Annotated in this window: 25 protein-coding genes; 11 read left to right on the top strand and 14 right to left on the bottom strand. The window is 68.3% G+C overall.

Annotation, left to right across the window (positions count from 1 at the left end):
- Window positions 1-7 precede the first annotated feature (7 nt).
- The 6 genes from ACFO6Q_RS12800 to apbC form a co-directional block, all read right to left on the bottom strand.
- Entirely contained in the window at window positions 8-685 is a 678-nt protein-coding gene (locus ACFO6Q_RS12800; protein WP_380021494.1) for a hypothetical protein, read from the bottom strand.
- Between the two features lie 115 nt (window positions 686-800).
- Window positions 801-1,232: a hypothetical protein gene (locus ACFO6Q_RS12795; RefSeq protein ID WP_380021493.1), complete on the bottom strand. Its 432-nt coding sequence runs from the start codon at window positions 1,230-1,232 to the stop codon at window positions 801-803.
- The gene (locus ACFO6Q_RS12790; protein WP_380021492.1) at window positions 1,229-1,675 is read right to left on the bottom strand and encodes a hypothetical protein; all 447 of its coding nucleotides are present in this window, start codon (window positions 1,673-1,675) and stop codon (window positions 1,229-1,231) included. Before ACFO6Q_RS12790 ends, ACFO6Q_RS12795 begins: the two co-directional genes overlap by 4 nt.
- 82 nt (window positions 1,676-1,757) lie before the next feature.
- Window positions 1,758-2,324 (bottom strand): dCTP deaminase, encoded by a 567-nt coding sequence (dcd, locus tag ACFO6Q_RS12785; protein WP_380021491.1) that lies wholly within the window; start codon window positions 2,322-2,324, stop codon window positions 1,758-1,760.
- A 258-nt stretch (window positions 2,325-2,582) separates the two neighbouring features.
- Window positions 2,583-3,086, bottom strand: coding sequence for a YybH family protein (locus ACFO6Q_RS12780; protein WP_380021490.1), 504 nt, complete (start codon window positions 3,084-3,086; stop codon window positions 2,583-2,585).
- Complete coding sequence (gene apbC, locus ACFO6Q_RS12775; protein WP_380021489.1) at window positions 3,083-4,174, bottom strand: iron-sulfur cluster carrier protein ApbC; 1,092 nt, start codon at window positions 4,172-4,174, stop codon at window positions 3,083-3,085. The genes ACFO6Q_RS12780 and apbC overlap by 4 nt, the downstream gene beginning before the upstream one ends.
- A 132-nt stretch (window positions 4,175-4,306) precedes the next feature.
- Here apbC and ACFO6Q_RS12770 point away from each other — a divergent pair, with 132 nt between their 5' ends.
- The 7 genes from ACFO6Q_RS12770 to ACFO6Q_RS12740 all read left to right on the top strand — a co-directional run bounded on the left by ACFO6Q_RS12770 (window position 4,307) and on the right by ACFO6Q_RS12740 (window position 12,875).
- Entirely contained in the window at window positions 4,307-4,759 is a 453-nt protein-coding gene (locus ACFO6Q_RS12770) for a DUF2147 domain-containing protein (protein WP_380021488.1), read from the top strand.
- A 128-nt stretch (window positions 4,760-4,887) separates the two neighbouring features.
- Entirely contained in the window at window positions 4,888-6,732 is a 1,845-nt protein-coding gene (locus ACFO6Q_RS12765) for an ABC transporter ATP-binding protein (protein WP_380021487.1), read from the top strand.
- A 453-nt stretch (window positions 6,733-7,185) separates the two neighbouring features.
- A complete protein-coding gene (gene metG / locus ACFO6Q_RS12760) occupies window positions 7,186-9,357 on the top strand; it encodes a methionine--tRNA ligase (protein ID WP_380021486.1) in 2,172 nt (723 codons plus the stop codon).
- An 80-nt stretch (window positions 9,358-9,437) separates the two neighbouring features.
- The gene (locus tag ACFO6Q_RS12755) at window positions 9,438-10,010 is read left to right on the top strand and encodes a hypothetical protein (protein ID WP_380021485.1); all 573 of its coding nucleotides are present in this window, start codon (window positions 9,438-9,440) and stop codon (window positions 10,008-10,010) included.
- Window positions 10,000-10,746 (top strand): RnfABCDGE type electron transport complex subunit B, encoded by a 747-nt coding sequence (locus ACFO6Q_RS12750; protein ID WP_380021484.1) that lies wholly within the window; start codon window positions 10,000-10,002, stop codon window positions 10,744-10,746. The genes ACFO6Q_RS12755 and ACFO6Q_RS12750 overlap by 11 nt, the downstream gene beginning before the upstream one ends.
- A 118-nt stretch (window positions 10,747-10,864) precedes the next feature.
- Complete coding sequence (gene nth, locus ACFO6Q_RS12745) at window positions 10,865-11,503, top strand: endonuclease III (RefSeq protein ID WP_380021483.1); 639 nt, start codon at window positions 10,865-10,867, stop codon at window positions 11,501-11,503.
- 127 nt (window positions 11,504-11,630) lie between these two features.
- The gene (locus tag ACFO6Q_RS12740) at window positions 11,631-12,875 is read left to right on the top strand and encodes an OprO/OprP family phosphate-selective porin (RefSeq protein WP_380021482.1); all 1,245 of its coding nucleotides are present in this window, start codon (window positions 11,631-11,633) and stop codon (window positions 12,873-12,875) included.
- Window positions 12,876-13,037: 162 nt separating this feature from the next.
- Here the strand turns inward: ACFO6Q_RS12740 and dapB are convergent, their stop codons facing one another.
- The 5 genes from dapB to hrcA all read right to left on the bottom strand — a co-directional run bounded on the left by dapB (window position 13,038) and on the right by hrcA (window position 19,124).
- A complete protein-coding gene (gene dapB, locus ACFO6Q_RS12735) occupies window positions 13,038-13,826 on the bottom strand; it encodes a 4-hydroxy-tetrahydrodipicolinate reductase (RefSeq protein ID WP_380021481.1) in 789 nt (262 codons plus the stop codon).
- Window positions 13,827-13,992: 166 nt separating this feature from the next.
- Window positions 13,993-15,111 (bottom strand): molecular chaperone DnaJ, encoded by a 1,119-nt coding sequence (dnaJ, locus tag ACFO6Q_RS12730; protein ID WP_380021480.1) that lies wholly within the window; start codon window positions 15,109-15,111, stop codon window positions 13,993-13,995.
- Window positions 15,112-15,236: 125 nt separating this feature from the next.
- Entirely contained in the window at window positions 15,237-17,153 is a 1,917-nt protein-coding gene (gene dnaK, locus ACFO6Q_RS12725) for a molecular chaperone DnaK (protein WP_380021479.1), read from the bottom strand.
- Between the two features lie 218 nt (window positions 17,154-17,371).
- Window positions 17,372-17,902: a nucleotide exchange factor GrpE gene (grpE, locus tag ACFO6Q_RS12720; RefSeq protein ID WP_380021478.1), complete on the bottom strand. Its 531-nt coding sequence runs from the start codon at window positions 17,900-17,902 to the stop codon at window positions 17,372-17,374.
- Between the two features lie 163 nt (window positions 17,903-18,065).
- Entirely contained in the window at window positions 18,066-19,124 is a 1,059-nt protein-coding gene (gene hrcA, locus ACFO6Q_RS12715) for a heat-inducible transcriptional repressor HrcA (protein WP_380021477.1), read from the bottom strand.
- A 191-nt stretch (window positions 19,125-19,315) separates the two neighbouring features.
- Here hrcA and recN point away from each other — a divergent pair, with 191 nt between their 5' ends.
- The 3 genes from recN (at window position 19,316) to ACFO6Q_RS12700 (ending at window position 23,723) form a co-directional block, all read left to right on the top strand.
- Window positions 19,316-20,986 (top strand): DNA repair protein RecN, encoded by a 1,671-nt coding sequence (gene recN, locus ACFO6Q_RS12710; protein ID WP_380021476.1) that lies wholly within the window; start codon window positions 19,316-19,318, stop codon window positions 20,984-20,986.
- A gap of 152 nt (window positions 20,987-21,138) precedes the next feature.
- Window positions 21,139-22,161 carry an RDD family protein gene (locus ACFO6Q_RS12705; RefSeq protein ID WP_380021475.1) on the top strand — a complete coding sequence of 341 codons (1,023 nt, stop codon included), beginning with the start codon at window positions 21,139-21,141 and terminating at the stop codon, window positions 22,159-22,161.
- A gap of 11 nt (window positions 22,162-22,172) precedes the next feature.
- On the top strand, window positions 22,173-23,723 hold the full coding sequence (locus tag ACFO6Q_RS12700) for a tetratricopeptide repeat protein (RefSeq protein WP_380021474.1): 1,551 nt from the start codon (window positions 22,173-22,175) through the stop codon (window positions 23,721-23,723).
- A 144-nt stretch (window positions 23,724-23,867) separates the two neighbouring features.
- Here the strand turns inward: ACFO6Q_RS12700 and fur are convergent, their stop codons facing one another.
- Window positions 23,868-24,281, bottom strand: a complete 414-nt coding sequence (fur, locus tag ACFO6Q_RS12695) for a ferric iron uptake transcriptional regulator (RefSeq protein WP_380021473.1) — start codon at window positions 24,279-24,281, stop codon at window positions 23,868-23,870.
- An 84-nt stretch (window positions 24,282-24,365) separates the two neighbouring features.
- On the opposite strand from fur, the gene ACFO6Q_RS12690 reads away from it, so the two are divergent.
- Window positions 24,366-24,782 (top strand): outer membrane protein assembly factor BamE, encoded by a 417-nt coding sequence (locus tag ACFO6Q_RS12690; RefSeq protein WP_380021472.1) that lies wholly within the window; start codon window positions 24,366-24,368, stop codon window positions 24,780-24,782.
- 9 nt (window positions 24,783-24,791) lie between these two features.
- On the opposite strand, the gene ACFO6Q_RS12685 is transcribed toward ACFO6Q_RS12690, so the two are convergent.
- Both ACFO6Q_RS12685 and ACFO6Q_RS12680 read right to left on the bottom strand, forming a co-directional pair.
- A complete protein-coding gene (locus ACFO6Q_RS12685) occupies window positions 24,792-25,088 on the bottom strand; it encodes an RnfH family protein (RefSeq protein ID WP_380021471.1) in 297 nt (98 codons plus the stop codon).
- Window positions 25,081-25,515, bottom strand: coding sequence for a type II toxin-antitoxin system RatA family toxin (locus ACFO6Q_RS12680; protein WP_380021470.1), 435 nt, complete (start codon window positions 25,513-25,515; stop codon window positions 25,081-25,083). The genes ACFO6Q_RS12685 and ACFO6Q_RS12680 overlap by 8 nt, the downstream gene beginning before the upstream one ends.
- Window positions 25,516-25,538: the final 23 nt, after the last annotated feature.

The raw sequence follows: 25,538 nt of genomic DNA, 5'->3' as shown, positions 1-25,538 counted from the left end.
GAGGCGCTCAGCAGCCCTTGCCCGCCGCGCTTTCCGGCGTCACTTCGATGACGACTTCGCCGGTGGCCGCGTACGGCAGCCGCGTCTTGATCGCGTCGGTGTTGTAGTAGAAGCCGTACTGGGTCGGCGCGCTCACCGCCTCGCGCAGCTCCGATTCGTAGGACTTGCCGACCGCATCGGGCGTGGTCGCCAGCACGAAGCGCCGCACCTGGTCGAGCTTCACGCAGGCGAGCAGGCGCGTACGGCGGAACGGACGGATGTCGAGGTTCAGCGGCTTCGCCTCGACCGGCGCGCGCACGGTGTCGTCGTCGCCGAGCACGTACAGCAGCGGCTTGAACACCGCCTTGCCGCGCCCTTCGGGATTGGCGATCGCGAACACCTGCAGGCGGACGGACGCGTGATCGATGTGATCGGGAAGCTCGATCAGGCGGTAGCGGCTCTCGCCCTTGGGCAGGTCGCGGCGCGGGGTCTTGTCGTCGATGCGCACGCGCATCGGCTGGTCGGCGGGCAGTGCGATGGGGCCGGTCGCGGGCGCGTTGACCACCGCCGGCGTCGGATGGCCGGAGCCGAACAGGCGTTCCTTCCACTCGGAATAGGTTTCGCCGATGAAGCGAAGCGGATTGGCGAGCGCATCCGCCGCGACGACGGTGAGGGCGACGAAAACCAGAATGCGTAGACGGATCATCGGAGCGTCGAAAAACACACGCGCCGGGCTGGGCGGCGCGTTTCGTGCGAAAGTCCGGGCGCCTGGGCGCCCGGCGGGGATGCCGCATGCCGCGCCGGTGGGCGCGGCCGGCGGATCAATGCGCCGGCGGCGCTGGCGTCGCCTCGGCGGCGGGAGCCGCTTCCGGCTTGTTCTCGATCGGCGGCGGCGCCGGCGCGGCGGCCGGCTGGTCGATCGGCTTCAGCTCGCCGTCGACCTGCTCGAACGCCTTCAGCTGCAGCGTGCGCGCGATCGAGCCGATCGACTTGCGCTGCTCGTCGCTGCCGCCCTTCTTGAGCACGATGCCGGTCAGCTCCTCGCGATCCTTGAGGTCGCTGATGTAGCCGAACAGCTCGGCCTTGCCCATCGTGGATCCGTCGATCGAATAGCGATCGCTCTTGACCGGCTGCACCATCGCGTTGCCGTCGCGCACGTCCGAGCGCGCATACGCGCCGGCGGCCACGACCATTCCCGCTGCCAGAACCAGACCGCGCACCAGACTCTTCATCGCCTTCGCTCCGTTGTTCATTGTTCGCTCTTCTTCTCTTCCGGCTGCGCCTGATCGGCCAGCTTGCCGCTGGCCTGCAGTTCGCTGATCACGCCGTCGCTTTCCTCGACGTAGGCCTTGAAGCCCATCTGGCCGGCGATCCGCACCAGGCTCGCCAGGTGCTCCTTCTTGACCTTCTGCTTCTCGCCGCGCTTGAGCAGCACGGTGGACAGCGGCAGCTTTTCTTCCTTGCGGTAGCGGAACGCGCTTTCCAGGTCCTGCGAGGTCAGCGGCGCGCCGTCGAAGTCGAACTGGACGTCCTTCTCGGCCAGCAGGGTCACGTCGAAGCCGGTGGGGATGTTGGCCGCCTGCTTGGTCACGCCGTCCGACTTGGAGCCGCCGAACAGGCCGCAGGCCGACAAGGCGGCGAGCGCCAGCATCAGGACCACCGCCTTCGCCGAACCGACTATCGTGAAACTCCGCATGATCGCGCCTACTCCGCTGTGAATTCGAGGCGCCAAGCCTACCACCGCGGCGTCGGCCGGGTAACCTGCCGTTGCCGCGCGTTCACGCATGCGGCAGGGTCACGCCGGTCTGTCCCATGTACTTGCCGCCACGGTCCTTGTAGCTGGTCTCGCACTCCTCGTCCGACTCCAGGAACAGCATCTGCGCCACGCCCTCGTTGGCGTAGATCCGCGCCGGCAGCGGGGTGGTGTTGGAGAATTCCAGCGTCACGTGGCCTTCCCACTCCGGCTCCAGCGGCGTGACGTTGACGATGATGCCGCAGCGCGCGTACGTGCTCTTGCCCAGGCAGATGGTGAGCACCTTGCGCGGGATGCGGAAGTACTCGACCGTGCGTGCCAGGGCGAACGAATTGGGCGGGATGATGCAGACGTCGGATTTCACGTCGACGAAGCTGCGCTCGTCGAAGTTCTTCGGATCGACGATGGTCGAGTTGATGTTGGTGAACACCTTGAACTCGTCCGCGCAGCGCACGTCGTAGCCGTAGCTCGAAGTGCCGTAGGAGATCAGGCGATCGCCGCCGTTGTGCTTGACCTGGCCCGGCTCGAACGGCTCGATCATGCCCTGCTGCTCGGCCATGCGGCGGATCCACTTGTCGCTCTTGATGCTCACGGACGCTCCGGTTCGCGCGAAGGCGCGGATTCTGGAAAGAGGAAGGGGCGCGATTCTAGCGCGCCGGCGCCGATGCCCGATCGGCACCGGCGCAGGTGGGGAAATTGGAGACGCCGTTTCAAGATTGCCCTCACCCCAGCCCTCTCCCGCAAGCGGGAGAGGGAGAACGGCCCACCCGCGAGGCAGCGCTGTTCGCCTCACCTCTCCCGCAAGCGGGCGAGGGAACACGGCGGATTCTTTCGGCGAAGCGACAGCCGCTCAGAAGACCAGGTGCCGCACGACCTTCCAGTTGCCCGCCTCGTCGGCCTGCCAGACGGTCAGGAAATAGCCGCTGTTGGCGCTCGCCTGGCCCGGCGTGTGCTCGACGGTGTAGTTGCCGTGGCCCCAGACGTAGACGAGGTTGCCGGAGGTCGCCATGCCGTCGTCGACGATCTCGCCATCGAGGATCGGCGGGCTGTGCTCGAACGCCTCGCGGTAGTAGCGCTCGATCGCGGCACGGCCGCTGATCGCCTTGCCGCCGGCGGTGACCAGCGCGCCGGTCTCGGCGAACGGGGCCGCCAGCGCGGAGGCGTCGCGGCTGCGCATCGCGCCGGGCCATTCGGCGTTGGCGGCGGTGATCGCCGGCTGCGCGGCGGCGAGCAGGCTCGCGTCCGATGCACCAGCCGGCTTCGCACCCGGAGCGGAGGGCGTGGTCGCGCAGCCGGCGAGGAAGGTCGCGGCGAACAACGCGGCGGCGGCGAGCCTGGACAGGTTCGGATTCATGTGTTCTGCACCACGATCTTGGGGAACTGGATGGCCTTGTTGCGCGCGCGCAGCGACAGCCGCGCGGCGGCGTTGCGCGCGATCTGGCGATAGCGCGCGGCGAGGTCGGAATCGGGCATCGCCGCCACCGTCGGCGTGCCGCCATCGGCCTGTTCGCGGATGCGGATGTCCAGCGGCAGGCTGCCGAGCAGCGGCACGCCATACTGCTCGGCCATGCGCGCGCCGCCGCCCGCGCCGAAGATGTGCTCCTCGTGGCCGCAGTTCGTGCACACGTGGGTGGCCATGTTCTCGATGATGCCGAGCGTGGGCACGTTGACCTTCTCGAACATCTTCAGCGCCTTGCGCGCGTCGAGCAGGGCGATGTCCTGCGGCGTCGTCACGATCACCGCGCCGGACACCGGAATGCGCTGGCACAGGGTCAGCTGGATGTCGCCGGTACCGGGCGGCAGGTCGATGATCAGATAGTCCAGGTCGGACCAGTTGGTCTCGCCGAGCATCTGCTGCAGCGCCTGCGTCGCCATCGGCCCGCGCCAGATCATCGCGGTGTCTTCCTCGATCATCAGGCCGATCGACATTGCCTGGATGCCGTGCGCGAGCTTGGGCTCGATGCGCTTGCCGTCCTTGGTGTCGGGCTTGCCGGTCAGGCCGAGCATGCGCACCTGGCTCGGGCCGTAGATGTCGGCGTCGAGCACGCCGACGCTGGCGCCCTCGGCCTTGAGCGCCAGCGCGAGATTGGCCGACACGGTCGACTTGCCGACGCCGCCCTTGCCGGAGGCGACGGCGATGACGTTCTTGACGCCCGGCAGCGGCGTCAGCCCCTGCTGCACCTCGTGCGCGAAGACGCGGCAGGACACGCTGACCGCGGCGTGCGCGATCGACGGCTCGGCGGCCAGGGCGCGGCGGACGTCGTCGGCGAGTGCGGCCTGCGCGCCGAGCGCCGGATACGGCAGCAGGACGTCGACGGAAACGTCGTTGCCGGAGACGCCGACGCCGCGAAGCGCGCCGCTGGCGACCAGGTCGGCGCCGCTGTGCGGATCGACGACGCCGGAGAGGATCTGCCGGACGCGGGTTTCGAGAGGAGTGCTCATGCTCGGAATGCGAATGCTCGCGACAGGCGAGGGAATCGGGCGATTATGCCAGCCGCTCCGTTGCGGCGCGCCTTGACGCCGTCCCGGCGCAACGGCAACTTGCCGCTTCCATCCGTGCCGGGAGGTTGCGTCATGCTGAAATCGCGCTTCATCGCTGCGTTCGCGCTGGGCCTGCTGTTCGGCGGACCCGCCCTCGCCCAGGACCTGACCTCGCCGGCGGGCCAGTGGACCACGATCGACGACGAGACCGGCAAGCCGAAGTCGATCGTCGAGATCGCCGTCGCCAACGACCAGCTGACCGGCAAGGTGGTCGAAGTACTGTGGTCCGAGCGCGGACCGCATCCGGTGTGCGAGAAATGCGAGGGCGACCGCAAGGACCAGCCGGTCGAAGGCATGACCATCATCTGGGACATGAAAAAGTCCGGCGACGGCTGGGAAGGTGGCACCATCCTCGATCCGAAGTCGGGCAAGACCTACGGCTGCAAGATCCACCTGATCGAAGGCGGCCAGAAGCTCGAGGTACGCGGCTTCAAGGGCATCTCCCTGCTCGGTCGTACGCAGACCTGGGTGCGCAAGGCGCCCTGACGCCATTCCCGCCGTATTGCGTTCCCGCGCGTTTCGCGCGGGAACGAACGAAGGCAACGGCAGGCCGCGCTGAATCGCGCGACGCGAGCGGTTAGACTCGGCGGTTCCGCCGCCGTTTCCCGCCCGCCATGCTGCGCTGGTTCGAATCTCTCATCGAAGTGTTCGCGCAGGCGTCGCCACAGACGCCGCCGCGCGGCGTGCTGGCGTTCTACCTGTTCCATCTGCGCCCGGTCTGGCGCGTGTTCGCCGGTGCCTGCGTGGCCGGGCTGCTGCTGGCGCTGGCCGAAGTCATGATGTTCGGCTACCTCGGCCAGCTGATCGATCTCGTCAACGCCGGCCGGCCCGAGAGCTTCTTTCGCGATCACGCCGACACGCTGGCGTGGATGGTCTTCGTGGTGCTGGTCGCGCGGCCGGCGCTGCTCGCGCTGCACTGCCTGTTCATCAACCAGGCGATCGCGCCGAGCCTGGACAACCGCGTGCGCTGGCTCAGCCATCGCCACGTCGTGCGGCAGAGCCTGTCCTTCTTCCAGAACGATTTCGCCGGACGCATCGCCAACCGCGTCATGCACGCCGGTGACTCGCTGCGCGAATCGGCGGTGCAGATCGTCGACGCGATCTGGTACGTGCTGATCTACACGGCCAGCGCGCTGGTGCTGTTCGCCGAGGCCGACCTGTGGCTGATCGCGCCGCTGGTGGTCTGGCTGTTCGCCTACGTCGGCATCCTGTGCTATTTCGTGCCGCGCACGAAGGCGCGCTCCTGGCGTGCTTCCGAAGCGCGCTCGAAGCTGATGGGCCGCCTGGTCGACGGCTACGGCAACATCCTCACGCTGAAGCTGTTCGCGCACAGCGAACGCGAGGACGCCTACGTCGCCGAAGCGCTGCGCGAACAGGTCGCGGCGAGCCGCGCCATGACGCGGCAGGTCACCGGCATGGACACCTCGATCTCGATCGTGAACGGCTTCATGATCGTCGGCACGGCGGCACTGGCGACCTGGCTGTGGAGCCGCGGCGCGGTCACCGCCGGCGCGATCGCGCTGAGCACCGGCCTGACCATCCGCATCCACAACATGTCCGGCTGGATCATGTGGGTGGTCAACGGCATCTTCGAGAACATCGGCACCGTGCAGGACAGCATCGAGACGATCTCGCAGCCGCGCGACATCGTCGACGCGCCCGGCGCGCCGGACCTGGACGTGCGCGCCGGCGCGGTCGAGTTCCGCGACATCCATTTCCACTACGGCCAGAAGGGCGGCGTGATCTCCGGGCTGGACCTGTCGATCCGCGCCGGCGAGAAGATCGGCCTGGTCGGTCCGTCCGGTGCCGGCAAGTCGACCCTGGTCAACCTGCTGCTGCGCCTGCACGACCTGGAAGACGGGCGCATCGCGATCGACGGCCAGGACATCGCCGCCGTGACGCAGGAGAGCCTGCGCTGCCAGGTCGGCATGGTCACGCAGGACACCTCGCTGCTGCACCGGTCGATCCGCGACAACCTGCTGTACGGCCGTCCCGACGCCGGCGAGAACGCGCTTGCCGACGCCGTGCGCCGCGCCCGCGCGGACGAGTTCATCCCGCAGCTCGCCGACGGCGACGGCCGCCGCGGCTACGACGCGCACGTCGGTGAGCGCGGCGTCAAGCTCAGCGGCGGCCAGCGCCAGCGCATCGCGATCGCGCGCGTGCTGCTGAAGGACGCGCCGATCCTGGTGCTCGACGAAGCCACTTCGGCGCTGGACTCCGAAGCCGAAGCGGCGATTCAGGACAGCCTGGACGAGCTGATGCAGGGCAAGACCGTCATCGCCATCGCGCACCGCCTGTCGACGATCGCGCGCATGGACCGCCTGGTGGTGATGGACAAGGGCCGCATCGTCGAATCCGGCACGCACGCCCAGCTGCTCGCGCACGAGGGCCTGTACGCACGGCTGTGGGCGCGCCAGACCGGCGGTTTCGTCGCGGCCGAGGCGGATGCCGACGCGTAAGGCGGGTTTCTCGCGGAGGCGCAGAGAGCGCAGAGGTTGATCCATCTCCACGACACGTTTTTCCTTTCCTCCGCGTTCTCTGCGCCTCTGCGAGAGAGGCTTTTTCGCCATCCCGACATCGCACGCAACACCGAGGCGCCAGAGGCTCAGCCTGCCCCGTCATCCCCGCGAACGCGGGGATCCACTTTGACTTTCCTCCGGTGCGACAAAAGCAAAGGTGGATAACCAACCCTGCGGCTGTTGAAAAGCGCCCGCCTTCGCGGGAATGACGACGACTTTCGCCGGTTCAAGGCGGGTTTCTCGCAGAGGCGCAGAGAACGCGGAGGCTCACGCGCTGCAGCAACCCGTTCTTCCATGACGTTCTTCGCGCCTCCGCGAGAGGCACCTTCGTTAAGCCCCCCCGCCCTCATGCGATAATTCCGCTTTGCAGCAACGCAGCGGAACCCACGACGCATGAGCGCGCCGGCCCCGAAACAGATTCTCGTCACCCACGCCCTGCCCTACGCCAATGGCCCGCTGCACATCGGCCATCTGCTCGGCTACATCCAGACCGACGTCTGGGTGCGCGCCAAGCGCATGGCCGGCGACACGGTGCATTTCGTCGCCGCCGACGACGTGCACGGCACGCCGATCATGCTGGCCGCCGAGAAGGCCGGCCAGACGCCCGAGGATTTCATCGGCAAGGTCTACGACGACCACGTGCGCGACTTCGCCGACTTCGGCATCGCGCACGACTACTACTACACGACCCACTCGCCCGAGAACCGCGAACTCGCCGAACTGGTCTACCGGCGCCTGCGCGACGGCGGCCACGTCGCCGTGCGCTCGATCCGCCAGCTGTACGACCCGGTGCGCGAGATGTTCCTGCCCGACCGCTACGTCAAGGGCATCTGCCCGAACTGCGGCACGCCGGACCAGTACGGCGACAACTGCGAGAACTGCGGCGCGACCTACGCTCCGACCGACCTCAAGGAACCGCGCTCGGTGCTCTCCGGCGCCACGCCGGAGCTGCGCGATTCGGAGCACTACTTCTTCCAGGTCGGCGACTTCACCGCGCTGCTGCAGGACTGGCTGGCCGGCAGGCTCACGCACGGCCAGCCCGTCGTGCATCCGTCGGTAGCCGCCAAGCTGAAGGAGTGGCTGGATGCGGACGGCGGGGTACGCGACTGGGACATCTCGCGCGACGCGCCCTACTTCGGCTTCCCGATTCCCGACGCGCCGGGCAAGTTCTTCTACGTCTGGCTCGACGCGCCGATCGGCTACCTCGCCAGCTTCAAGAAATACTGCGCCAGCGAAGCGGGCGCGAAGAACGGTATAGCACCGGGATTCTTCGACGACTTCATGGCTGCCGAGCAGCCCTCGGCCCTGAGCCCTCAGCCCTCGCCGCGGGAAATGCATCACTTCCTCGGCAAGGACATCGTCAACTTCCACGGCCTGTTCTGGCCGGCGATGTTGAAAGGCGCCGCCCTGCGCACGCCGACCGCGCTGCACGTGAACGGCTATCTCACGGTCAACGGCGAGAAGATGTCGAAGTCGCGCGGCACCTTCGTCATGGCGCGCACCTACCTCGACGCCGGACTCGAACCGGACTGGCTGCGCTACTACTTCGCCACGATGCTGACCGCCGCGCCGATCGATCTCGACCTCGACCTGAAGGCGTTCGAGGAGCGCGTGAACTCGCATCTGGTCGGCAAGTGGGTGAACATCGCCAGCCGCTGCGCCGGCTTCGTGCACAAGTTCTTCGACGGACGCCTCGCCGCCACGATGCCCGAACACGAGCACGCGCTGTACGACGGCGCCGCCACCAAGCTCGCCGGCTGCGCCGCCCTGTACGAGGCCTGCGACTATGCCGGCGCGATGCGCCGCATCGTCGAGGTCGCCGACGAGGCGAATGCCTACGTCGCCGAAAAGGCCCCGTGGCAGCTGGCCAAGGACGAGGCCAAGCGCGAGGAGCTGCACGTCGTCTGCACGCTGGCGCTGAACTACTTCCGCCTGCTGTCGATCTGGCTGAGCCCGGTCGTGCCGGCGATCGCGCAGCGCGCCCGCGCGCTGCTGCGCGAGGACTGGACGCGCTTCGCCGCAGCGGCGACCCCTGTGCTCGGCACCGCCATCGCCGAATTCAATGCGCTGACGACCCGCGTCGACACGAAAAGGATTGAAGCCATGATCGAAGCCTCCAAGGAATCGCTCGCCAAAGCTCCCTCATCCGCCCCTGACGGGGCACCTTCTCCCGATACCGGGAGAAGGGAAAGCGACGCCGCGACCTCCAACCCTCAGCCGTCGACTCTCGGCCCGCTCATCTCCATCGACGACTTCGCCAAGCTCGACCTGCGCGTCGGCAAGGTGCTCGCCTGCGAGTTCGTCGACGGTTCGGACAAGCTGCTGCGCTTCGAACTCGACGCCGGCGAACTGGGCAAGCGCCAGATCTTCTCCGGCATCCGCGCCGCCTACGCCGAGCCCTCCAGCCTGGTCGGCCGCAACGTCGTGTTCATCGCCAACCTCGCGCCGCGCAAGATGCGCTTCGGCACCTCGGAAGGCATGATCCTTTCGGCCGGTAGCGGCGGCAGCGATCTGTTCCTGCTCGATGCGGATCCCGGGGCCGCCGCTGGAATGCCTGTGCGCTGAAGACGAAACGCGGCCGGAGGGTGGATGTCATGAGGACTCGGCGCACTATCCTGTCGTGCCTTCTCTGTGCCGAACTGTTGTTGGCGACGTTGCCCGCGACTGCCCGCCCCGCTGCGGACTACGCAGTCGCCGACGTCGCCGTCACCGTGAAGACCCTCGAATCCATCTCCGATGGCGACTCCGTCGAGAACCTGGTCCTCATCAACGCAGTCAATCACGGCCCCGACGACGTTTCCTCGTTCGTGGTGGCTACCTGCCTTGCGGATCCGCCGCCCATCCAGGTGACGGACACGTTCCCGGGCGGATGCAATTCCTACGGCCTTGTGAGTCCGTGCGCCGAGTTCGGCCTGGGCTTTCGTTTCGGCAAGATCGCTCAGGGCGAGTCGACGCAATGCCTTGCGCGCGTACGCGGACCGCTGCCCAGGCTGCCGGCAGGGCTTCAACTCTACGTGGGGCGCCTTGTCGATGCGAACGACGAGTTCATGCTGGATCCCAATCCTGCGAACGACACGATCGAGCTGAACCCGGTCGCAGCACCGCCCGCCCATGCCGCCGCCGTTCCAGGGCTCTCGATGGCAATCCAGCTGGGTCTGATAGGCCTGCTCGCGGGGCTCGGGTTCCGACGCACGCGCGGAAAATTCCGTGGGCACTGACCGTCACGCCGGACTCCCCGACCACCTCGACGCCCTGCTGCCGCAGACGCAGTGCACGCGCTGCGGCTACCCGACCTGCCGCGCCTATGCGCAGGCGATCTCCGACGGCGCGGCCGACATCGACCGTTGCCCGCCGGGCGGCGCGGAAGGCGTCGCCGCGCTGGCCGCCCTGCTCGGCCGCGCCGCGAAGCCGCTGAATCCGGACTTCGGCGTCGAACAGCCGCCGCTGGTGGCGGTCATCGACGAGGCGGTCTGCATCGGCTGCACCAAGTGCATCCGCGCCTGTCCCGTCGATGCGATCGTCGGCGCAGCCAAGCGCATGCACACGATCATCGCCGCCGAATGCACCGGTTGCGAGCTGTGCCTGCCGCCGTGTCCGGTCGACTGCATTTCGCTGCGGCCGACCGCCGCGCAACCGCTGCCGCGTACGGAAGTGCTCGCGCGCGCCGCGCACGCGCGCCGGCGCTACGAGACGCGCCAGACGCGTCTTGCGGACTCCGCGAACCGCACTTCCGCACGTGACGGGCGAGATCCCGAATCTGCCCTGCACGACGAAGAGCGGAGCGGAACCGACCTTGCCGAAACTCCGTCGGCGGCCGTCCTCCCGTCGATGATTCCTGTTCCCGCGCCGGACCGGGCCGAGGCCTCGACTTCTCCTGCACCGATCAGCCGTTCGGCCGTGCTCGAAGCCATCGCGCGCGGCCGCGCCCGCAAAATGAGCAAGGAACCTCATTGAAAGGAACCGATTGAGAAGTGCGGCCTGGAGGGCTGCGCGTAGACCTTCCAAAGTCCAACGCCGGCGAGCCGATGCGACCATTCACACCACAGCGATCCCGGACGGACCGCAAGAGCCCATGAAACGCGAAAAGATCACCGAGCTGTTCCGCCGCCTGCGCGAACTGAATCCGACCCCGACCACCGAACTCGTCTACACGACGCCGTTCGAGCTGCTGGTCTCGGTGATCCTGTCCGCGCAGGCGACCGACGTCGGCGTCAACAAGGCGACCAGGCGGCTGTATCCGGTGGCGAACACGCCGCAGGCAATCCTCGACCTCGGCGAGGAAGGACTGAAGTCCTACATCAGCACGATCGGCCTCTACAACGCCAAGGCCAAGAACGTCATCGCGACCTGCCGCATCCTGGTCGAACGCTACGGCGGCGAAGTGCCGCGTTCGCGCGAAGCGCTGGAGGCGCTGCCCGGCGTCGGCCGCAAGACCGCCAACGTGGTGCTGAACACCGCCTTCGGCGAACCCACCATCGCGGTCGACACGCACATCTTCCGCGTCGCTAACCGCACCGGCCTGGCGCCGGGCGCGAACGTGCGCGCGGTCGAGGACAAGCTCGAAAAAGTCGTCCCCGAGGAATTCCGCAAGGACGCGCACCACTGGCTGATTCTGCACGGCCGCTACGTCTGCAAGGCGCGCAAGCCGGAGTGCCCGCGCTGCGTTATCAACGACTTGTGCGCGTATCGTCACAAGACCGTCACCCTCTGATTCGCCATGCCCGGCGCGGACTTCTGAGCGGTCCGCGTTAAGTCCGCGTTCTTCTGTCATCGAAGCGTAACAGGCGCTGTCCAGACTTCGCGCCAGTTTTCTGCCCGCCTTTTCGAGGACTTTCCGGATGAAACTGCGCACTGCGATCGCCGCGGCACTATTCTGTGCGTTCGGCACCAACGCGATGGCGTACGACCTGCTCAACGACTGGCCGACCAAGTACAAGACGGCCGACGGCTATGAAATCGGCCTCAAGGGCCTGTTCCAGTATCAGTACGAAGGCTACTCGGGCGACACGACGAACCCGTCCAACGGCGCCGAGTTCCTGCCCGACATGAATGCGTGGCGCCGCAAGGAGATCAACCTCTACGGCAAGACGCCGTGGGGCCTGGATTTCAACATCGGCTACGACGTCACCATCCGCAACGGCGCGCCGGCGACGGGCTGGATCGACAACTTCGTGCGCTACACGAACAAGGAGGCCGGCGAATTCCGCATCGGCCAGTTCAAGACGCCGGTCGGCTGGGAAGAGACGATCAGCTCCAGCGCGACGACGTTCCTCGAGCGCTCGCTGCCCGTGCAGGCGACGAACATGGGCCGCCGCATCGGCGCCGACTGGACCTACACCGGCATCAAGGACTGGTTGTTCTACCTCGCCTACTTCTCCGGCGGCGACCTCAACGGCGACAACGACGGCGACGGCCCGGCCGCGCGCGTGGTCTGGACCCCGTTCAACCGCCAGCCCGGCGCCGGTTCGCGCGAAGAGAGCAACGTGCTGCACCTGGGCCTGGCCTGGTCGCAGGAAGACCGCGACGAGACCAAGGACGGCCGTGGCGTGATCACGCCGCCGCAGGCGCGCTTCCGTGCGCGTCCGGAATCGGGCATGACCGGCACGCGCCTGATCGACAGCGGCAACCTGAACTACCCCGGTGACATCGACCGCCTCGGCCTGGAATTCGCCTGGATCCACGGCCCGCTGCTGGTGCAGGCCGAATACCTGACCTTCAGCGCCGACCCGCGCGGCAAGCCGAGCTACGACGGCGACGGCTACTACATCTCCGGTTCGTGGGTGCTGACCGGCGAGAGCCGCCCGTACAGCAAGGGCACGATCGGCAACGTGCGTCCGGTCCACGACTGGGGTGCGTTCGAAGTCGCGCTGCGCTACAGCTCGCTCGATCTCAACGACGGCCCGGTGCTCGGCGGCAAGGAAGACAACTGGACCGTCGGCGCGAACTGGTACCTCGGCCAGCACTTCAAGGTGCAGGCGAACTACATCTGGGCGAACAGCACCAAGTACTACGGCGGCACGATCAAGAAGAACGTCGACGTCGATCCGCGCATCTTCGAGGCGCGCCTGCAGATCGCGTTCTGATCCGCACCGCTCATCCGTTCACTCTCCTTGGGGCGCGCAAGCGCCCCTTTTTTTTTTGCGATCCGTCCGGGATCGCTGCAATCTGCAAGTGAACGTTCCGACAGCTAAAGGGTTGGTCATCCCTCTCGTCGTCATCCCCGCGAAAGCGGGGATCCATTTTGATCAGGAGGAAATGACGTCATCGAGGGAGTAGCGGCCGGGAGGCCGGCCGGCGATCCAACGGGCGGCGGCGACCGCGCCGCGGGCGAAGATCGTGCGGTCGGTGGCGCGGTGGACCAGCTCGATGCGCTCGCCGGCCGTGGCGAACATCACCGTGTGCTCGCCGACGATGTCCGCGGCGCGCACGGAGGCGAAACCGATGCTGCCCGCCGGGCGCACGGAATCGGTGTGCGGGAAGCGTGCGACGGTGTCGAAATCCTGGCTGCGCGCGGACGCGGCTTCGCGGCCGAGCATCAGCGCGGTGCCGGAGGGTGCGTCCTGCTTGCGCGCGTGATGCGCCTCGACAATCTCGCAGTCCCAATCCGGCAACGCCTTCGCCGCCGTCGCGACGAGCCGCGCCAGCACGGCGACACCGAGGCTGAAGTTCGCCGCCCACAGCACCGGAATCGATTCCGCCGCGCGTGCGAGCGCGTCGTGCTGGCGCGCATCCAGTCCGGTGGTGCCGCTGACGAAGGGAAGCTTGCGCTCGAGCGCGAGCGCGAGGCCGTGGTCGAAGGCGGCTGCGACGCTGAAGTCGACCAGCACTCGCGCGGCGACGTCCGCCGCGAGCGTGCTCGCGTAGTGCAGCGCACGATCGGATCCGGGATGCACCGGTTGCCCGGCGAACGGGGAATCCCGACGCACCAGCGCGGCGACGACCGCGACGTCGTCGCGGCCGCCGAGCACGCGCAGGATCGCCTGCCCCATGCGGCCGCCGGCCCCGTGAAGGACGACTGGAATCGATGAAGACATGGTGCGCTCCGTGGATCAGGAGCGCGATGGTAGCCCAGCCACGCGGAGGCGCCAGAGGCGGACGTCGAAGAAGATCTCTCGCAGGGGCGCAGAGAAAAGCGCTCCTCGACTGCCTTTCTCCGCGCCTCTGCGCCTCTGCGAGACAGTGCTTTCCGGACGGACTTCCCTACGAAGTGACGCGATCCCAGAAGCGCTTGACGCCGTCGAGCCAGCTGCTCGTGCGCGGCGAATGCGCGGAAGCCTGTTCGCCGGCGAAGGTCGCCTCGAACTGCTGCAGCAGCTCGCGCTGTTCGCCGGTCAGCCGCACCGGCGTCTCCACCACGATGCGGCAGAGCAGGTCGCCGGTGCGACCGCTGCGCACGGATTTCACGCCCTTGCCGCGCAGCCGGAACAGCTTGCCGGTCTGCGTCTCGGGCGGAATCGTGATCTCGGTTTCCCCTTCCAGCGTCGGCACCTTGAGATCGGCGCCGAGCGCGGCCTGCGCGAAGCGGACCGGAATCTCGCAGTGCAGGTCGTCGCCTTCGCGCTGGAAGATCGCGTGCTCGCGCACGCGTACCTCGACGTAGAGATCGCCCGGCACGGTGCCGCTCGGGCCGGCTTCACCCTGCCCGCTCAGGCGGATGCGATCGCCGTTGTCGACGCCGGCCGGAATCTTGATCGACAGCGTGCGCTCGGAATGCACGCGGCCTTCGCCGCGGCATTCGCGGCACGGATTGACCACGACCTTGCCGGCGCCGCCGCAGTGCGGGCAGGTCTGCTGGATCGAGAAGATGCCGTTCTGCATGCGCACGCGGCCCTGGCCGCGGCAGGTCGTGCAGGTGGAGGTCTTGCCGTCGGCGGAACCGCTGCCTTCGCAGGAGTCGCACTCGACCAGCGTCGGCACCTCGATCTGCTTGTCGATGCCGAACACGGCCTCTTCGAGATCGAGTTCGATCAGGTAGCGCAGGTCCGATCCGCGCCGCGCACGACCGCGGCCGCCGCCCATGCCGAAGATGTCGGAGAAGATGTCGCCGAAGATGTCGCCGACGTCGCCGTTGAAGCCGTTGCGGCCGCCGCCGTGCTCGAAGGCGGCGTGCCCGTGCTGGTCGTACATCGCGCGCTTGCGCGCGTCCGACAGCACTTCGTAGGCCTCCTTGGCCTCCTTGAACTTCTCCTGCGCCGCCGGATCGTCCGGACAGCGGTCCGGATGGCACTTCATCGCCAGGCGGCGGAAGGATTTCTTCAGCTCCTCGTCGCTCGCCGTGCGGGCGACGCCGAGAACGTCGTAGTAGTCGCGCTTGCTCATGGAAGCGCCGGGAGCGAAGAGGCGGGATTGGAGAGTCGATGCATGGCTGTGTCCGGACGTGAACGGGGACCCGCGATTGGAAGTCGCTCTTCCGAATCACGAATCCCCGATCCCTGATCCCGTCCTTACTTCTTGTCGTCCTTGACCTCGGTGAACTCGGCGTCGACCACGTCGTCGCCGTTCGCCGAGGAACCGCCCGAGGCCTGCGACGCGTCGCCGGCTGCCTGGGGACCTGCGGCCGCCGCGGCGTGCAGCGACTGCGCGGCCTCTTCCAGCTTGGCCGTGCGCGCCTCGATCTGCGCCTTGTCGTCGCCCTTCATGACCTTCTCCAGATCGGCCAGCGCCTCCTCGATGCGGCCGATGTCGCCCGGCACCTTGCCGCCATGCTCCTTGATCGCGGCGCGCGTGGCGTGCACCAGCTGGTCGGCCTTGTTGCGCACGCCGATCAGCTCGTGGAATTTCTTGTCCTCTTCCTTGTTCGCTTCCGCGTCGCGCACCATGCGCTGGATCTCTTCCTCGGACAGGCCCGAACCGGCCTTGATCTCGATGCGCTGTTCCTTGCCGGTGTTCTTGTCCTTGGCGCCGACGTGCAGGATGCCGTTCGCGTCGATGTCGAAGGTGACCTCGATCTGCGGCATGCCGCGCGGCGACGGCTGGATGCCGGCGAGGTCGAACTTGGCCAGCGACTTGTTGTAGCGCGCCTGCTCGCGTTCGCCCTGCAGCACGTGCACGGTCACCGCCGACTGGTTGTCCTCGGCGGTCGAGAACACCTGCGAGGCCTTGGTCGGGATCGTCGTGTTCTTCTCGATCAGCTTGGTGAACACGCCGCCGAGCGTCTCGATGCCCAGCGACAGCGGGGTGACGTCGAGCAGCAGCACGTCCTTGACCGTGCCGCCGAGCACACCGCCCTGGATCGCCGCGCCGACCGCGACCGCCTCGTCCGGATTGACGTCCTTGCGCGGCTCCTTGCCGAAGAAGTCCTTGACCGCTTCCTGCACCTTCGGCATGCGCGTCTGGCCGCCGACCAGGATGACCTCGTTGACGTCGGAAACCTTCAGCCCGGCGTCGTTGAGCGCGGTGCGGCACGGCCCGATCGTCTTCTCGACGAGATCGCCGACCAGCGCCTCGAGCTTGGCGCGCGTGAGCTTGATGTTGAGGTGCTTGGGACCGGAGGCGTCGGCCGTGACGTACGGCAGGTTGACCTCGGTCTGGTGCGAGGAGCTGAGCTCGATCTTGGCGCGCTCGGCGGCGTCCTTCAGGCGCTGCAGCGCGAGCGGATCGTTCTTCAGGTCGACGCCCTGGTCCTTCTTGAACTCGTCGACGAGGTAGTCGATGACGCGCTTGTCGAAGTCCTCGCCGCCGAGGAAGGTGTCGCCGTTGGTGGCCAGCACCTCGAACTGCTTCTCGCCGTCGACTTCGGCGATCTCGATGATCGAGATGTCGAACGTGCCGCCGCCGAGGTCGTACACGGCGATCTTGCGGTCGCCGCCCTTCTTGTCCAAGCCGTAGGCGAGCGCCGCCGCGGTCGGCTCGTTGATGATGCGCTTGACTTCCAGGCCGGCGATGCGGCCGGCGTCCTTGGTCGCCTGGCGCTGGCTGTCGTTGAAGTAGGCCGGAACCGTGATGACGGCTTCCGTCACCGGTTCGCCGAGGAAGTCCTCGGCCGTCTTCTTCATCTTCATGAGGATCTTGGCCGAGATCTCCTGCGGCGGCATCTTCTTGCCTTCCGCGGTCTCGACCCAGGCGTCGCCGTTGTCGTGCGCGATGATCTTGTACGGCACCATGCCGACGTCCTTCTGCACCTCGGCGTCGGTGAACTTGCGGCCGATGAGGCGCTTCACCGCATAGAAGGTGTTCTTCGGATTGGTCACCGCCTGGCGCTTCGCGGTCGCACCGACCACGACTTCGCTGTCCTTGAACGCGACGACCGACGGAGTCGTGCGATCGCCTTCGGCGTTCTCGATCACCCGCGTCGTACTGCCTTCCATGATCGCCACGCACGAGTTCGTCGTGCCGAGGTCGATTCCGATGATCTTGCCCATTTCTGTACTCTCCCGCTCTGAATTCGATGCGGCACTGAAGCCGCGACTGTCGGCGAATCTGGGGTTCTGCGCCTATGTTTCAAGCGCGATCGTCACTTGTGCGGCCCATCCCGGATCGCTGCAATCGGGGCAGACCGCCCGGATTCTCGTGGCCTGCCTTCGAAAGGTCTAGCCGCGGCCATCCATGGCCGCACTCTTCAACTCTTAAAAAGTGCTTCTTACTTGGAAACGGAAACCAGCGCCGGGCGCAACAGGCGCTCGTTCAGCACGTAGCCCTTCTGCATGACCGCGACGATGCGCCCGGCGCCCTGCCCGGCGACCTCGACCATCGCCATGGCCTGGTGGTGTTCGGGATTGAACGCTTCACCGATCGCACCGACCGGCTTGAGGCCGTTCGCCTCGACCACGCGCGCCAGCTCGCGCTGGGTCAGCTCGACGCCGCCGCGAAGACCGGCGTAGTCGCTGTTCTCCAGCGCCAGCCCGCGTTCGAGATTGTCGAGCACCGGCAGCAAATCGGCCAGCAGCTTCTCGTTGGCGAACTTGCGCGCCTGTTCCAGATCGCGTTGCAGGCGCTTGCGCTGGTTGTCCAGCTCGGCGCGCTCGCGCAGCACCGTGTCGCGCATTTCGGCGAGCTTGGCTTCGCATTCGGCCAGCTGACGGGAAAGGATTTCCAGTTCGTTGTCGGCCCCGCTGTCGCCATTGGGCTGCGAATTGACGTTCGCCGCCTTCGGGTCGTTGCTCTCCATCATTCCTCCGTTTCCGCATCGCGCAAAAATCCGCCGGGGATTTTGCGAACTGCTCATTTCAAAAATGCACTTTCCGCAACGTCGCGGAAGCGCTCAAATCGGTGATTGTCGCAAGAAAATGCCGCGACGGCAGACGCCGCCCCGGAAATCCCCGCAACGGCTGCGTTTATGAGGTCGGCTGGGCGCGCTTCAAGGCGCCGGAAATGAGGCCCGCGGTCGCCTGCACGACCGGGATGACGCGCTCGTAGGCCATCCGCGTCGGACCGATCACGCCGAGCACGCCGAGCACGCGGCCACCGACGCCGTACGGCGCCGTGACCAGGCTGTACCCGTCCAGCGCGGCGAAACCCGATTCCTCGCCGATGAACAGGCGTACGCCCTCGGCGCGGGCGCAGCGCTCCAACAGTTGCAGCAGGTCGCGCTTGCGCTGGAACGCCTCGAACAGCTCGCGCAGGCGGTCGACGTCGGCGACGTCCTGGCGTCCCATCAGGTTGGTCTGGCCGGCCACCAGCATGTCGCTGCCGGCGCCGCTCTGGAACGCCTGCTCGGCGACCTCGACCGCCGCCGCCAGCAGCGAGTTCAGGCGTGCGCGCTCGTCGCGCATCTCGCGCAGGAGCCGCGCGCGGATCTCGTCCAGGCGCTGGCCGCCGAAGTTCTGGTTGAGGTAGTTGGCGACCTGCTCCAGCTCGCCGGGCGCGTAGGTGCGCTGCGTGGCGATCACGCGGTTCTGCACCTGGCCGTCGGTGAAGACCAGGATCACCAGCACGCGGCCGCCGTCGAGCGGCACGAAATCGATGTGGCGGAACGGGAACTCCTCGTGCCGCGGCACGCTGACCACGCCGACGAAGCGGGTCATCTCCGACACCAGCGAGGTCGCGCTGCCGAGCAGGTCCGGCGTCGCCGCGTCGGTCGGCAGCTCGCGTCGTAGCTGGTCGACCTCAGGTTCGCCCAGCGGACGCAGCTCGAGCAGGCTGTCGACGAAGACGCGATAGCCCTGCGCGGTCGGCACCCGCCCGGCCGAGGTGTGCGGCGCCGCGACCAGACCGGCTTCCTCGAGATCGGCCAGCACGTTGCGGATCGTCGCCGGGCTGACGTCCAGGCCGGACGATTTCGCCAGCGTGCGCGACCCGACCGGCTGGCCCTCGGCGATGTACTGCGCGATCAGCGAGCGCAGCAGGCGGCGCGAGCGCGGGTCGAGCGAATGGTGGCTGGAGTGGGAGACCATCGTAGTCCACGGCGGCGCCCCCGCGCCGGCTTCGAAACGACGCTAACAAGCACCGCCGGTCCAATCAATAGGGTTGCGGAGGCGGCAATTCAACGCCACCCCGCCGCGCCCGCGCTCCGCCAACCCCTGCCTTGGCCGCTTCCGATCGGCGTGCTAGCGTTCCGCGGCATTTTTCCGGGGCTGCTCGAGCGATGCTGGAAAGTCTTTACGTCAAGGATTTCGCGATCGTCGACGAAGCCGAGATCGCGTTCGGAGCGGGCATGACCGTGGTCACCGGCGAGACCGGCGCCGGCAAGTCGCTGCTGGTCGACGCGCTGCTGCTGCTGGCCGGCGGCCGCGCCGAGGCCGCGATGGTGCGGCACGGCTGCGAACGCGCGGAGCTGTCGGCCGAATTCGACCTGGCCGGCCGCGCCGACCTGCAGGACTGGCTCGCCGCGGAAGACCTCGACGAGGACGGCGCCTGCCAGCTGCGCCGGGTGATCCGCAGCGAGGGCAGCTCGCGCGCGTGGATCAACGGCCGGCCGGTCACGCTTGGCCAGCTCAAGACGCTGGCCGCGGGGCTGATCGAGATCCACGGCCAGCACGAGCACCAGGCCTTGCTCGACCGCGGCCAGCAGCTCGCCCTGCTCGACGCGTTCGGCGAGCACGCGGCCGACCTGGCCGAGGCCGCGCGCCTGGCGCGTGGCTGGCGCGCGGCCGGCGCGCGCATCGCCGAGCTGTCGCGCGGCGCCGACCATGCCGAGCGCATCGAATGGCTTTCGCACCAGGTCGAGGAACTCGACCGCCACGCGCTGGCCCCCGACGATCTGGCCGCGCTCGAGGAAACGCACCGCCGGCTGGCCAATTCCGGCCAGCTGCTGCAGGGCTGCGCGGCGCTGGCCGAACGGCTCGACGGCGACGACGAATTCGCCCTGCTGCGCCTGCTCGCCCGTGCGCAGGCCGAGATCGGCCACTTGGCCACGCTCGACGCGCGCCTCGCCCCGGTCGGCGAACTGCTCGACGCGGCGCAGATCCAGCTCGGTGAGGCCAACGACACGCTGGCGCGCTACCAGGACGCGCTCGACCTCGATCCCGAACGCCTGGCCGAAACCGAGGCGCAGCTGGCCAAGCTGCACGAACTCGCGCGCAAGCACCGCGTGCGCATGCCCGAGCTGAAGGCCCACGCGGACGGCCTGCGCGAGGAACTGGAAAGCCTGCGCGGCGCCGGTGCCGACATCGCCGCCCTGCAGGCCGAGCGGCAGAAGCTCGCGGCCGACTACGCCCGGGTCGCCGCGGCGCTGAGCGGCAAGCGCGCGGCGACCGCGCGCCGGCTCGGCGACGCCGTCAGCGGACTGATGGACGAGCTCGGCATGCGCGGCGGACGCTTCGAGGTGCAGCTGGAGACGCAGGACGGCGGCGAACCCGACGCGCAGGGCGCCGAGCGCTGCGAATTCCTGGTCAGCGCCAATCCCGGCCAGCCGCCGCGCCCGCTGCGCAAGGTCGCCTCCGGCGGCGAGCTGTCGCGCATCAGCTTGGCCATCGAGGTCGCCGCGCTGGGCAGCGACGCGGTCGCCACGATGGTCTTCGACGAGGTCGACTCGGGCATCGGCGGCGCGGTCGCCGAGGTCGTCGGCCAGAAGCTGCGCGCGCTCGGTGAGCGCAGCCAGGTGCTGTGCGTGACGCACCTGCCGCAGGTCGCGAGCCAGGGACACCGGCACGTGCGCGTGAGCAAGTCCAGCGACGACGGTTCGACGCGCACGCGCATCGAAGCGCTCGACGGCAAGGCGCGGCAGGAGGAAATCGCGCGCATGCTCGGCGGCGTGGAGATCACGCGCGAGACGCTGGCGCACGCGAAACAGATGCTGGCCAGCGCTGCGCGCTGAGAAACGATCGAAGTTCGGAAGCGGCACGTCGGCTTTTCCCCCGCCGCCGTCGCCGCGCAAGCTTGGTGACGCTTTTTCCCGCGTTTGCGGGATGAAGAAAAGCGACGCGAACGATTCCGCAGCCGGCTGCGGCCCGCTCACCGGGAGACTCCATGCGCTGCACCCATTGCGGCTGGACCAATCCAGCCGGCTTCACGCACTGCCACAACTGCCGCAAGGCGCTGACGCCGACGGACGCGCGAGCGGCCGTGCCGGGCGTTTCGCACGCCTCGGGCGAAGTGTTCGCCGGCGAGGGCGCGCGCATCGTCGCCACGCTCGTCGACCTGTGCCTGCTGGCCGCCCTGCTGCCGCTGCTCCTGTACGGCGGCCTGCATCTCGCCGGCGCGCTCCAGCTCGGTGGCGGCGCGCTGTTCGGCCTGCTGGCGGCGCTGGCCCTGCTCGCGATCCTCTCGACCGCGCTGCTGGACAGCTGGACGCGCGGCTCGCCCGGCAAGCGCTTCGCACGCATCCGCGTCGTCGACGCGGACGGCGACGCGCCCGGCATCGGCCGCTCGATCCTGCGCACGATCGGGAAATACGCGCTGCATCCGCTGCTGTCGCTGCCGGTGCTGCTGCTGGAACGCCTCGTATTCGGCCGGCATTCGCTGCACAACCTGATGACCGAAAGCTACGTCGTCTCGGCGAAAGCCTCGCGCGAGGCGATCCGCTATCGCATCGGCAACGACACCGGCAGCGCGCGTTTCCGCCGGCTGGCACGCCTGGTCGGCGTGCTTCTCGTCGTCGCGATCCTGGCGCTCGCCGCGCTGCTCGGCTACGCCGCCGTCACCGCCGAGCCGAATCCGCGCCGCGATGCGGCGCGGGCGGTGGTCGCCGCCGCGAACGAGGCGGCACGCCGCGTCGGCGACAGCTGGCAGGCGACCGGGAGCTTCTCGCCGCAATGGAACGAAGCGGTGGCACCCGTTCTGGAGAGCCTGCGCATCGACGCCGTCAGTGGCACGCTGACGGCGACGGCGAACGACCCCCTGATCGCCGGTGCGCGCATCGTCCTGACGCCGGAGATCGTGTCGAAGAACGATCACCGGCGCATCAAGAGCTGGCGTTGCACGAGCCCGGACCTGACCACCCGCGAGCTGCCGTTCCGCTGCCGCAGCACGAAGCCGAACGCCCCCGACTGAACGGAGACCCCATGCACGCCGGCACCCTCGAAGAACGCATCGAAGCCATCCTCGATCTCGACGATCTCGACGACAGCGGCCGCGCGCTGGTGCTGGCCCAGCGGCTGGTCGCCGAGCTCGACCGGGAGCCGCGCGCGCTCGCGATCCGCGCGCGCACCCGCTTCAAGCGCGGCGACCTCGCGGCGGCGCAGGCCGACGTCGATGCCGCCCTCGCCCTCGATTCGCAGTGCGTCGACGCGCTGTGGATGCGCACTCTGCTGATCGACGAGGAAAGCGAGAGCGCCAACGTGCGCGCCATCGCCGAACTCGATCGCCTGCTGGCACGGCAACCCGACCACTACGGCTGCCACCTGTCGCGCGGCTGGCGGCTGCATCTGCTGGGCCGCCTCGATGAGGCCGTCGCCGCCTGGGAAGCCGCGCTGCGAGCACGCCCGCACCGCCGCCGCCCGGCCGCCAACGCCGCCACCTTCCTGCAGGAGGCGGGCCGGGCCGACGAGGCTTCCGCGTTCTACGAGCGCACCGCCGCCGCGAACCCGGACGACGGCATGACGGCCTACAACGTCGGCACGCACTACTACCAGCTCGGCCAGTACGACAAGGCGATCGTGCACCTCGACCGCGGCCGCCACCTGCTCGGCGAGCAGAACGCGATCCAGCACAACCGCGCGCTGACCCTGCAGGCGCTCGGCCGCCACGCCGAGGCCGTCGAGGAATGGAGCAGCGTGCTGCTGCGCGAGCCCGACTGGGACTGGGCCGTCAGCGGCCGCTTCCGCTCGTTGCGTGCGCTCGGGCGCAATGCCGAAGCCGACGCCGACCACGCACGCTGGATGGAGATCGTCGGCCCCGATTCCAGCGAGGTGCTGCAGGCCGAGCCGCGGCGCCTGATCGAGGCCGGCGAGCACGCAGCGGCGTTGCGCCTGCTGGAGAAGATGATCGCCGCCGGCCAGGTCGACGTGGACGTGTTCAACCTGGCCGGTTTCTGCCTCGCCAGGCTCGACCGCCCCGCGCAGGCCAAGGCGGCTTACGAGCGTGCGCTCGCGCTGGACGACAGCCGCGCCTACGTGCATCGCAACTACGGCGAGGCGCTGCTCGCCCTCGACGATCCGGCCGGCGCGCAGGCGCACGCGGAAACCGCGATCGCGCTGGACCCCAAGGAGGACCGCGCGCATCGCCTGCGCGGGCTGGCCCTGGTCAAGCTCGGGCGCACGGCCGACGCGGTGCCTTCGTTCGAGCAATGGGTCGCGCTGGCGCCAAGCAGCGTCGCCGCGCTGGTGCAGTTGATCAAGGCCTTGCAGTCGCTCGATCGCCACGCCGAGGCGCTGACCCGCTGCGACGAGCTGATCCGCCTGATTCCGGCCGACGGCTGGGGCTACCTGAAGAAGGGCCAGTCGTACGAGGCGCTCGGCAACGTCGCGAACGCGAAGCTGGCGTACCAGAAGGCCGCGTCGAGCTACCTGGCGGCCGGCGAGAACGGCGAAGCCGAACACTGCCGCAAGGCGGCCGAGAACGCCGGCCGGCCGAAGCGCGGGCTGTTCGCGCGGCTGTTCGGCGGCAAGGACTAGCCGAAGCCGGCTACGCCGCCTGCACGGCGGCGTAGTCGATCACGCTGTTGCCGACGAACCGGACGTTCCGGGCCGGCTCCGGGCGGGTCTGGTGGCGGCGCAGGCGACGAGACCGACGAGCAGCAGCAGCGCCGCGCGCATGCGCTACTTGCGCTTCGCCGGACGCACGTACAGCACGAGGCTGTGGTCCTCGATGACGTAGCCGTGCTTCTCGGCGATCTCGTGCTGCAGGCGCTCGATCTCCTCGCTGGAGAACTCGATGACCTTGCCCGATTCGATGTCGACCATGTGGTCGTGGTGCTTGCCGCGATCGAGTTCGTAGACGGCCTGGCCGCCTTCGAAATTGTGCTTGAGCACCATGCCCGCGGCCTCGAACTGCGTCAGCACGCGGTAGACCGTGGCCAGGCCGATGTCGTCGTGGCGGTCGAGCAGCTCGCGGTAGATGTCTTCCGCGGTGAAATGCTTGCCGTCCTGGCTGTCGAGGATCTCCAGGATCCGCATGCGCGGATGGGTAACCTTGAGGCCGGCCTTGCGCAGTTCCGTCGATTCCACCTTCATTCCTGGGCCCTCCCCGCGGTTCGTCTTGTCGTTCAGGGCCCTAGTGTATCATCCGCTCTTTTCCGACCCGTGGACCGCCTGCGCATGCGCCTCACCTGGCTCGCCCTGTTCGCCCTCGTCCCGTTGACCGGCTGCGGCTGGAGTCCGATCTATCGCGTCGACACGCAGCAGGGCAACCTGTTCGACAAGGCCACGGTCGAGTCGCTCAAGGAAGGTATGACCAAGCGGCAGGTGCTGCTGGTGATGGGGTCGCCGTCGGTGATCAGCCCGTTCGACCAGAACCGCTGGGACTACGTCTCGACCATGCGCCGCGGCCGCAACCAGATGGAAACCAAGGACCTCACGCTGCACTTCAAGGACGACGCCCTGGTCAAGATCGAGGGCGACTACTTTCCGGAAGATCCGGACCAGCTGGTCAAGGACGCGCGCAAGTACAAGCGCGAGTACCCGGACGAGAAGCGGCCGGAAGACGACAAGAAGAAGAAGCGCCAGGGCAGCTGAGGCCGGCGTTCAGGGCTTCGCCCGCGTCGCCGCACGCCGGCGGCGCGATTCCTTCGGATCCACCTGCAACGGACGGTACAGCTCGACGCGGTCGCCGTCGCGCAGGCGCGTCTCGCGCGCGACCGGCCTGGACCAGATGCCGACGGCGAGCGCGGCAACCTCGACGGCGAACTCGCGTTCGATTCCCGAAGCCAGGATGGCGTCGGCGACCGTGGAACCGTCCGGCAGCTCGACGCGGCGCAGGAACTGCCGCTGCGGCTCGGCGTAGGCGACCTCGACCGCGATGCCGGCCGCCGCGTCAGGCATCGGCCTTCGCCGCGGCGGCGCAGAAATCGTCGACCATGCGGTTCGCCACGCCCTGGAAGCCCAGACGCAGCGCGGCCCCGGCGAGGCGCCCGCTGTAGTCGAAGTCCAGGGCCAGCGAGATCTTGCAGCCGTCCTCGCCGAGCGGCGCGAACGTCCATTCGCCGTCGAGCGAACGCAGCGGTCCGTCGACGAGGTGGAGGTGCAGACGGTGCGGGCGATCGAGCGTGTTGCGTGTCGTGAAGCCCTGCGTCAGGCCGGCGAAGCGCAGGTCCAGCCGCGCCACCAGCACGGCGTCGCCCTCGCGCTCGAGCACGCGCGCGGCGGAGCACCACGGAAACCGCCTCGGGTATGCTTCGACGTCGTTGACGAGATCGAACATCCGTTCGGGCGTTTGGCGGACCAGGGCGTGGCGGCGGATCTGGATCATCGTAGTGACAGGATTGTAGTGGA

Source organism: Dokdonella ginsengisoli, assembly GCF_042652785.1.
Lineage (GTDB): Bacteria > Pseudomonadota > Gammaproteobacteria > Xanthomonadales > Rhodanobacteraceae > Dokdonella_A > Dokdonella_A ginsengisoli.
This window is presented reverse-complemented; position numbering and strand designations above follow the sequence as displayed.

Excerpts from the sequence above, each read along its gene's own strand:
- dapB (WP_380021481.1), bottom strand. The coding sequence starts at position 13,826 with ATGTCTTCATCGATTCCAGTCGTCCTTCACGGGGCCGGCGGCCGCATG.
- grpE (WP_380021478.1), bottom strand. The coding sequence starts at position 17,902 with ATGATGGAGAGCAACGACCCGAAGGCGGCGAACGTCAATTCGCAGCCC.
- ACFO6Q_RS12740 (WP_380021482.1), top strand. The coding sequence starts at position 11,631 with ATGAAACTGCGCACTGCGATCGCCGCGGCACTATTCTGTGCGTTCGGC.
- dnaJ (WP_380021480.1), bottom strand. The coding sequence starts at position 15,111 with ATGAGCAAGCGCGACTACTACGACGTTCTCGGCGTCGCCCGCACGGCG.
- ACFO6Q_RS12765 (WP_380021487.1), top strand. The coding sequence starts at position 4,888 with ATGCTGCGCTGGTTCGAATCTCTCATCGAAGTGTTCGCGCAGGCGTCG.
- recN (WP_380021476.1), top strand. The coding sequence starts at position 19,316 with ATGCTGGAAAGTCTTTACGTCAAGGATTTCGCGATCGTCGACGAAGCC.
- ACFO6Q_RS12705 (WP_380021475.1), top strand. The coding sequence starts at position 21,139 with ATGCGCTGCACCCATTGCGGCTGGACCAATCCAGCCGGCTTCACGCAC.
- ACFO6Q_RS12790 (WP_380021492.1), bottom strand. The coding sequence starts at position 1,675 with ATGCGGAGTTTCACGATAGTCGGTTCGGCGAAGGCGGTGGTCCTGATG.
- nth (WP_380021483.1), top strand. The coding sequence starts at position 10,865 with ATGAAACGCGAAAAGATCACCGAGCTGTTCCGCCGCCTGCGCGAACTG.
- ACFO6Q_RS12680 (WP_380021470.1), bottom strand. The coding sequence starts at position 25,515 with ATGATCCAGATCCGCCGCCACGCCCTGGTCCGCCAAACGCCCGAACGG.
- ACFO6Q_RS12800 (WP_380021494.1), bottom strand. The coding sequence starts at position 685 with ATGATCCGTCTACGCATTCTGGTTTTCGTCGCCCTCACCGTCGTCGCG.
- fur (WP_380021473.1), bottom strand. The coding sequence starts at position 24,281 with ATGAAGGTGGAATCGACGGAACTGCGCAAGGCCGGCCTCAAGGTTACC.
- apbC (WP_380021489.1), bottom strand. The coding sequence starts at position 4,174 with ATGAGCACTCCTCTCGAAACCCGCGTCCGGCAGATCCTCTCCGGCGTC.
- ACFO6Q_RS12700 (WP_380021474.1), top strand. The coding sequence starts at position 22,173 with ATGCACGCCGGCACCCTCGAAGAACGCATCGAAGCCATCCTCGATCTC.
- dnaK (WP_380021479.1), bottom strand. The coding sequence starts at position 17,153 with ATGGGCAAGATCATCGGAATCGACCTCGGCACGACGAACTCGTGCGTG.
- ACFO6Q_RS12780 (WP_380021490.1), bottom strand. The coding sequence starts at position 3,086 with ATGAATCCGAACCTGTCCAGGCTCGCCGCCGCCGCGTTGTTCGCCGCG.
- hrcA (WP_380021477.1), bottom strand. The coding sequence starts at position 19,124 with ATGGTCTCCCACTCCAGCCACCATTCGCTCGACCCGCGCTCGCGCCGC.
- ACFO6Q_RS12795 (WP_380021493.1), bottom strand. The coding sequence starts at position 1,232 with ATGAACAACGGAGCGAAGGCGATGAAGAGTCTGGTGCGCGGTCTGGTT.
- ACFO6Q_RS12685 (WP_380021471.1), bottom strand. The coding sequence starts at position 25,088 with ATGCCTGACGCGGCGGCCGGCATCGCGGTCGAGGTCGCCTACGCCGAG.
- metG (WP_380021486.1), top strand. The coding sequence starts at position 7,186 with ATGAGCGCGCCGGCCCCGAAACAGATTCTCGTCACCCACGCCCTGCCC.
- ACFO6Q_RS12690 (WP_380021472.1), top strand. The coding sequence starts at position 24,366 with ATGCGCCTCACCTGGCTCGCCCTGTTCGCCCTCGTCCCGTTGACCGGC.
- ACFO6Q_RS12770 (WP_380021488.1), top strand. The coding sequence starts at position 4,307 with ATGCTGAAATCGCGCTTCATCGCTGCGTTCGCGCTGGGCCTGCTGTTC.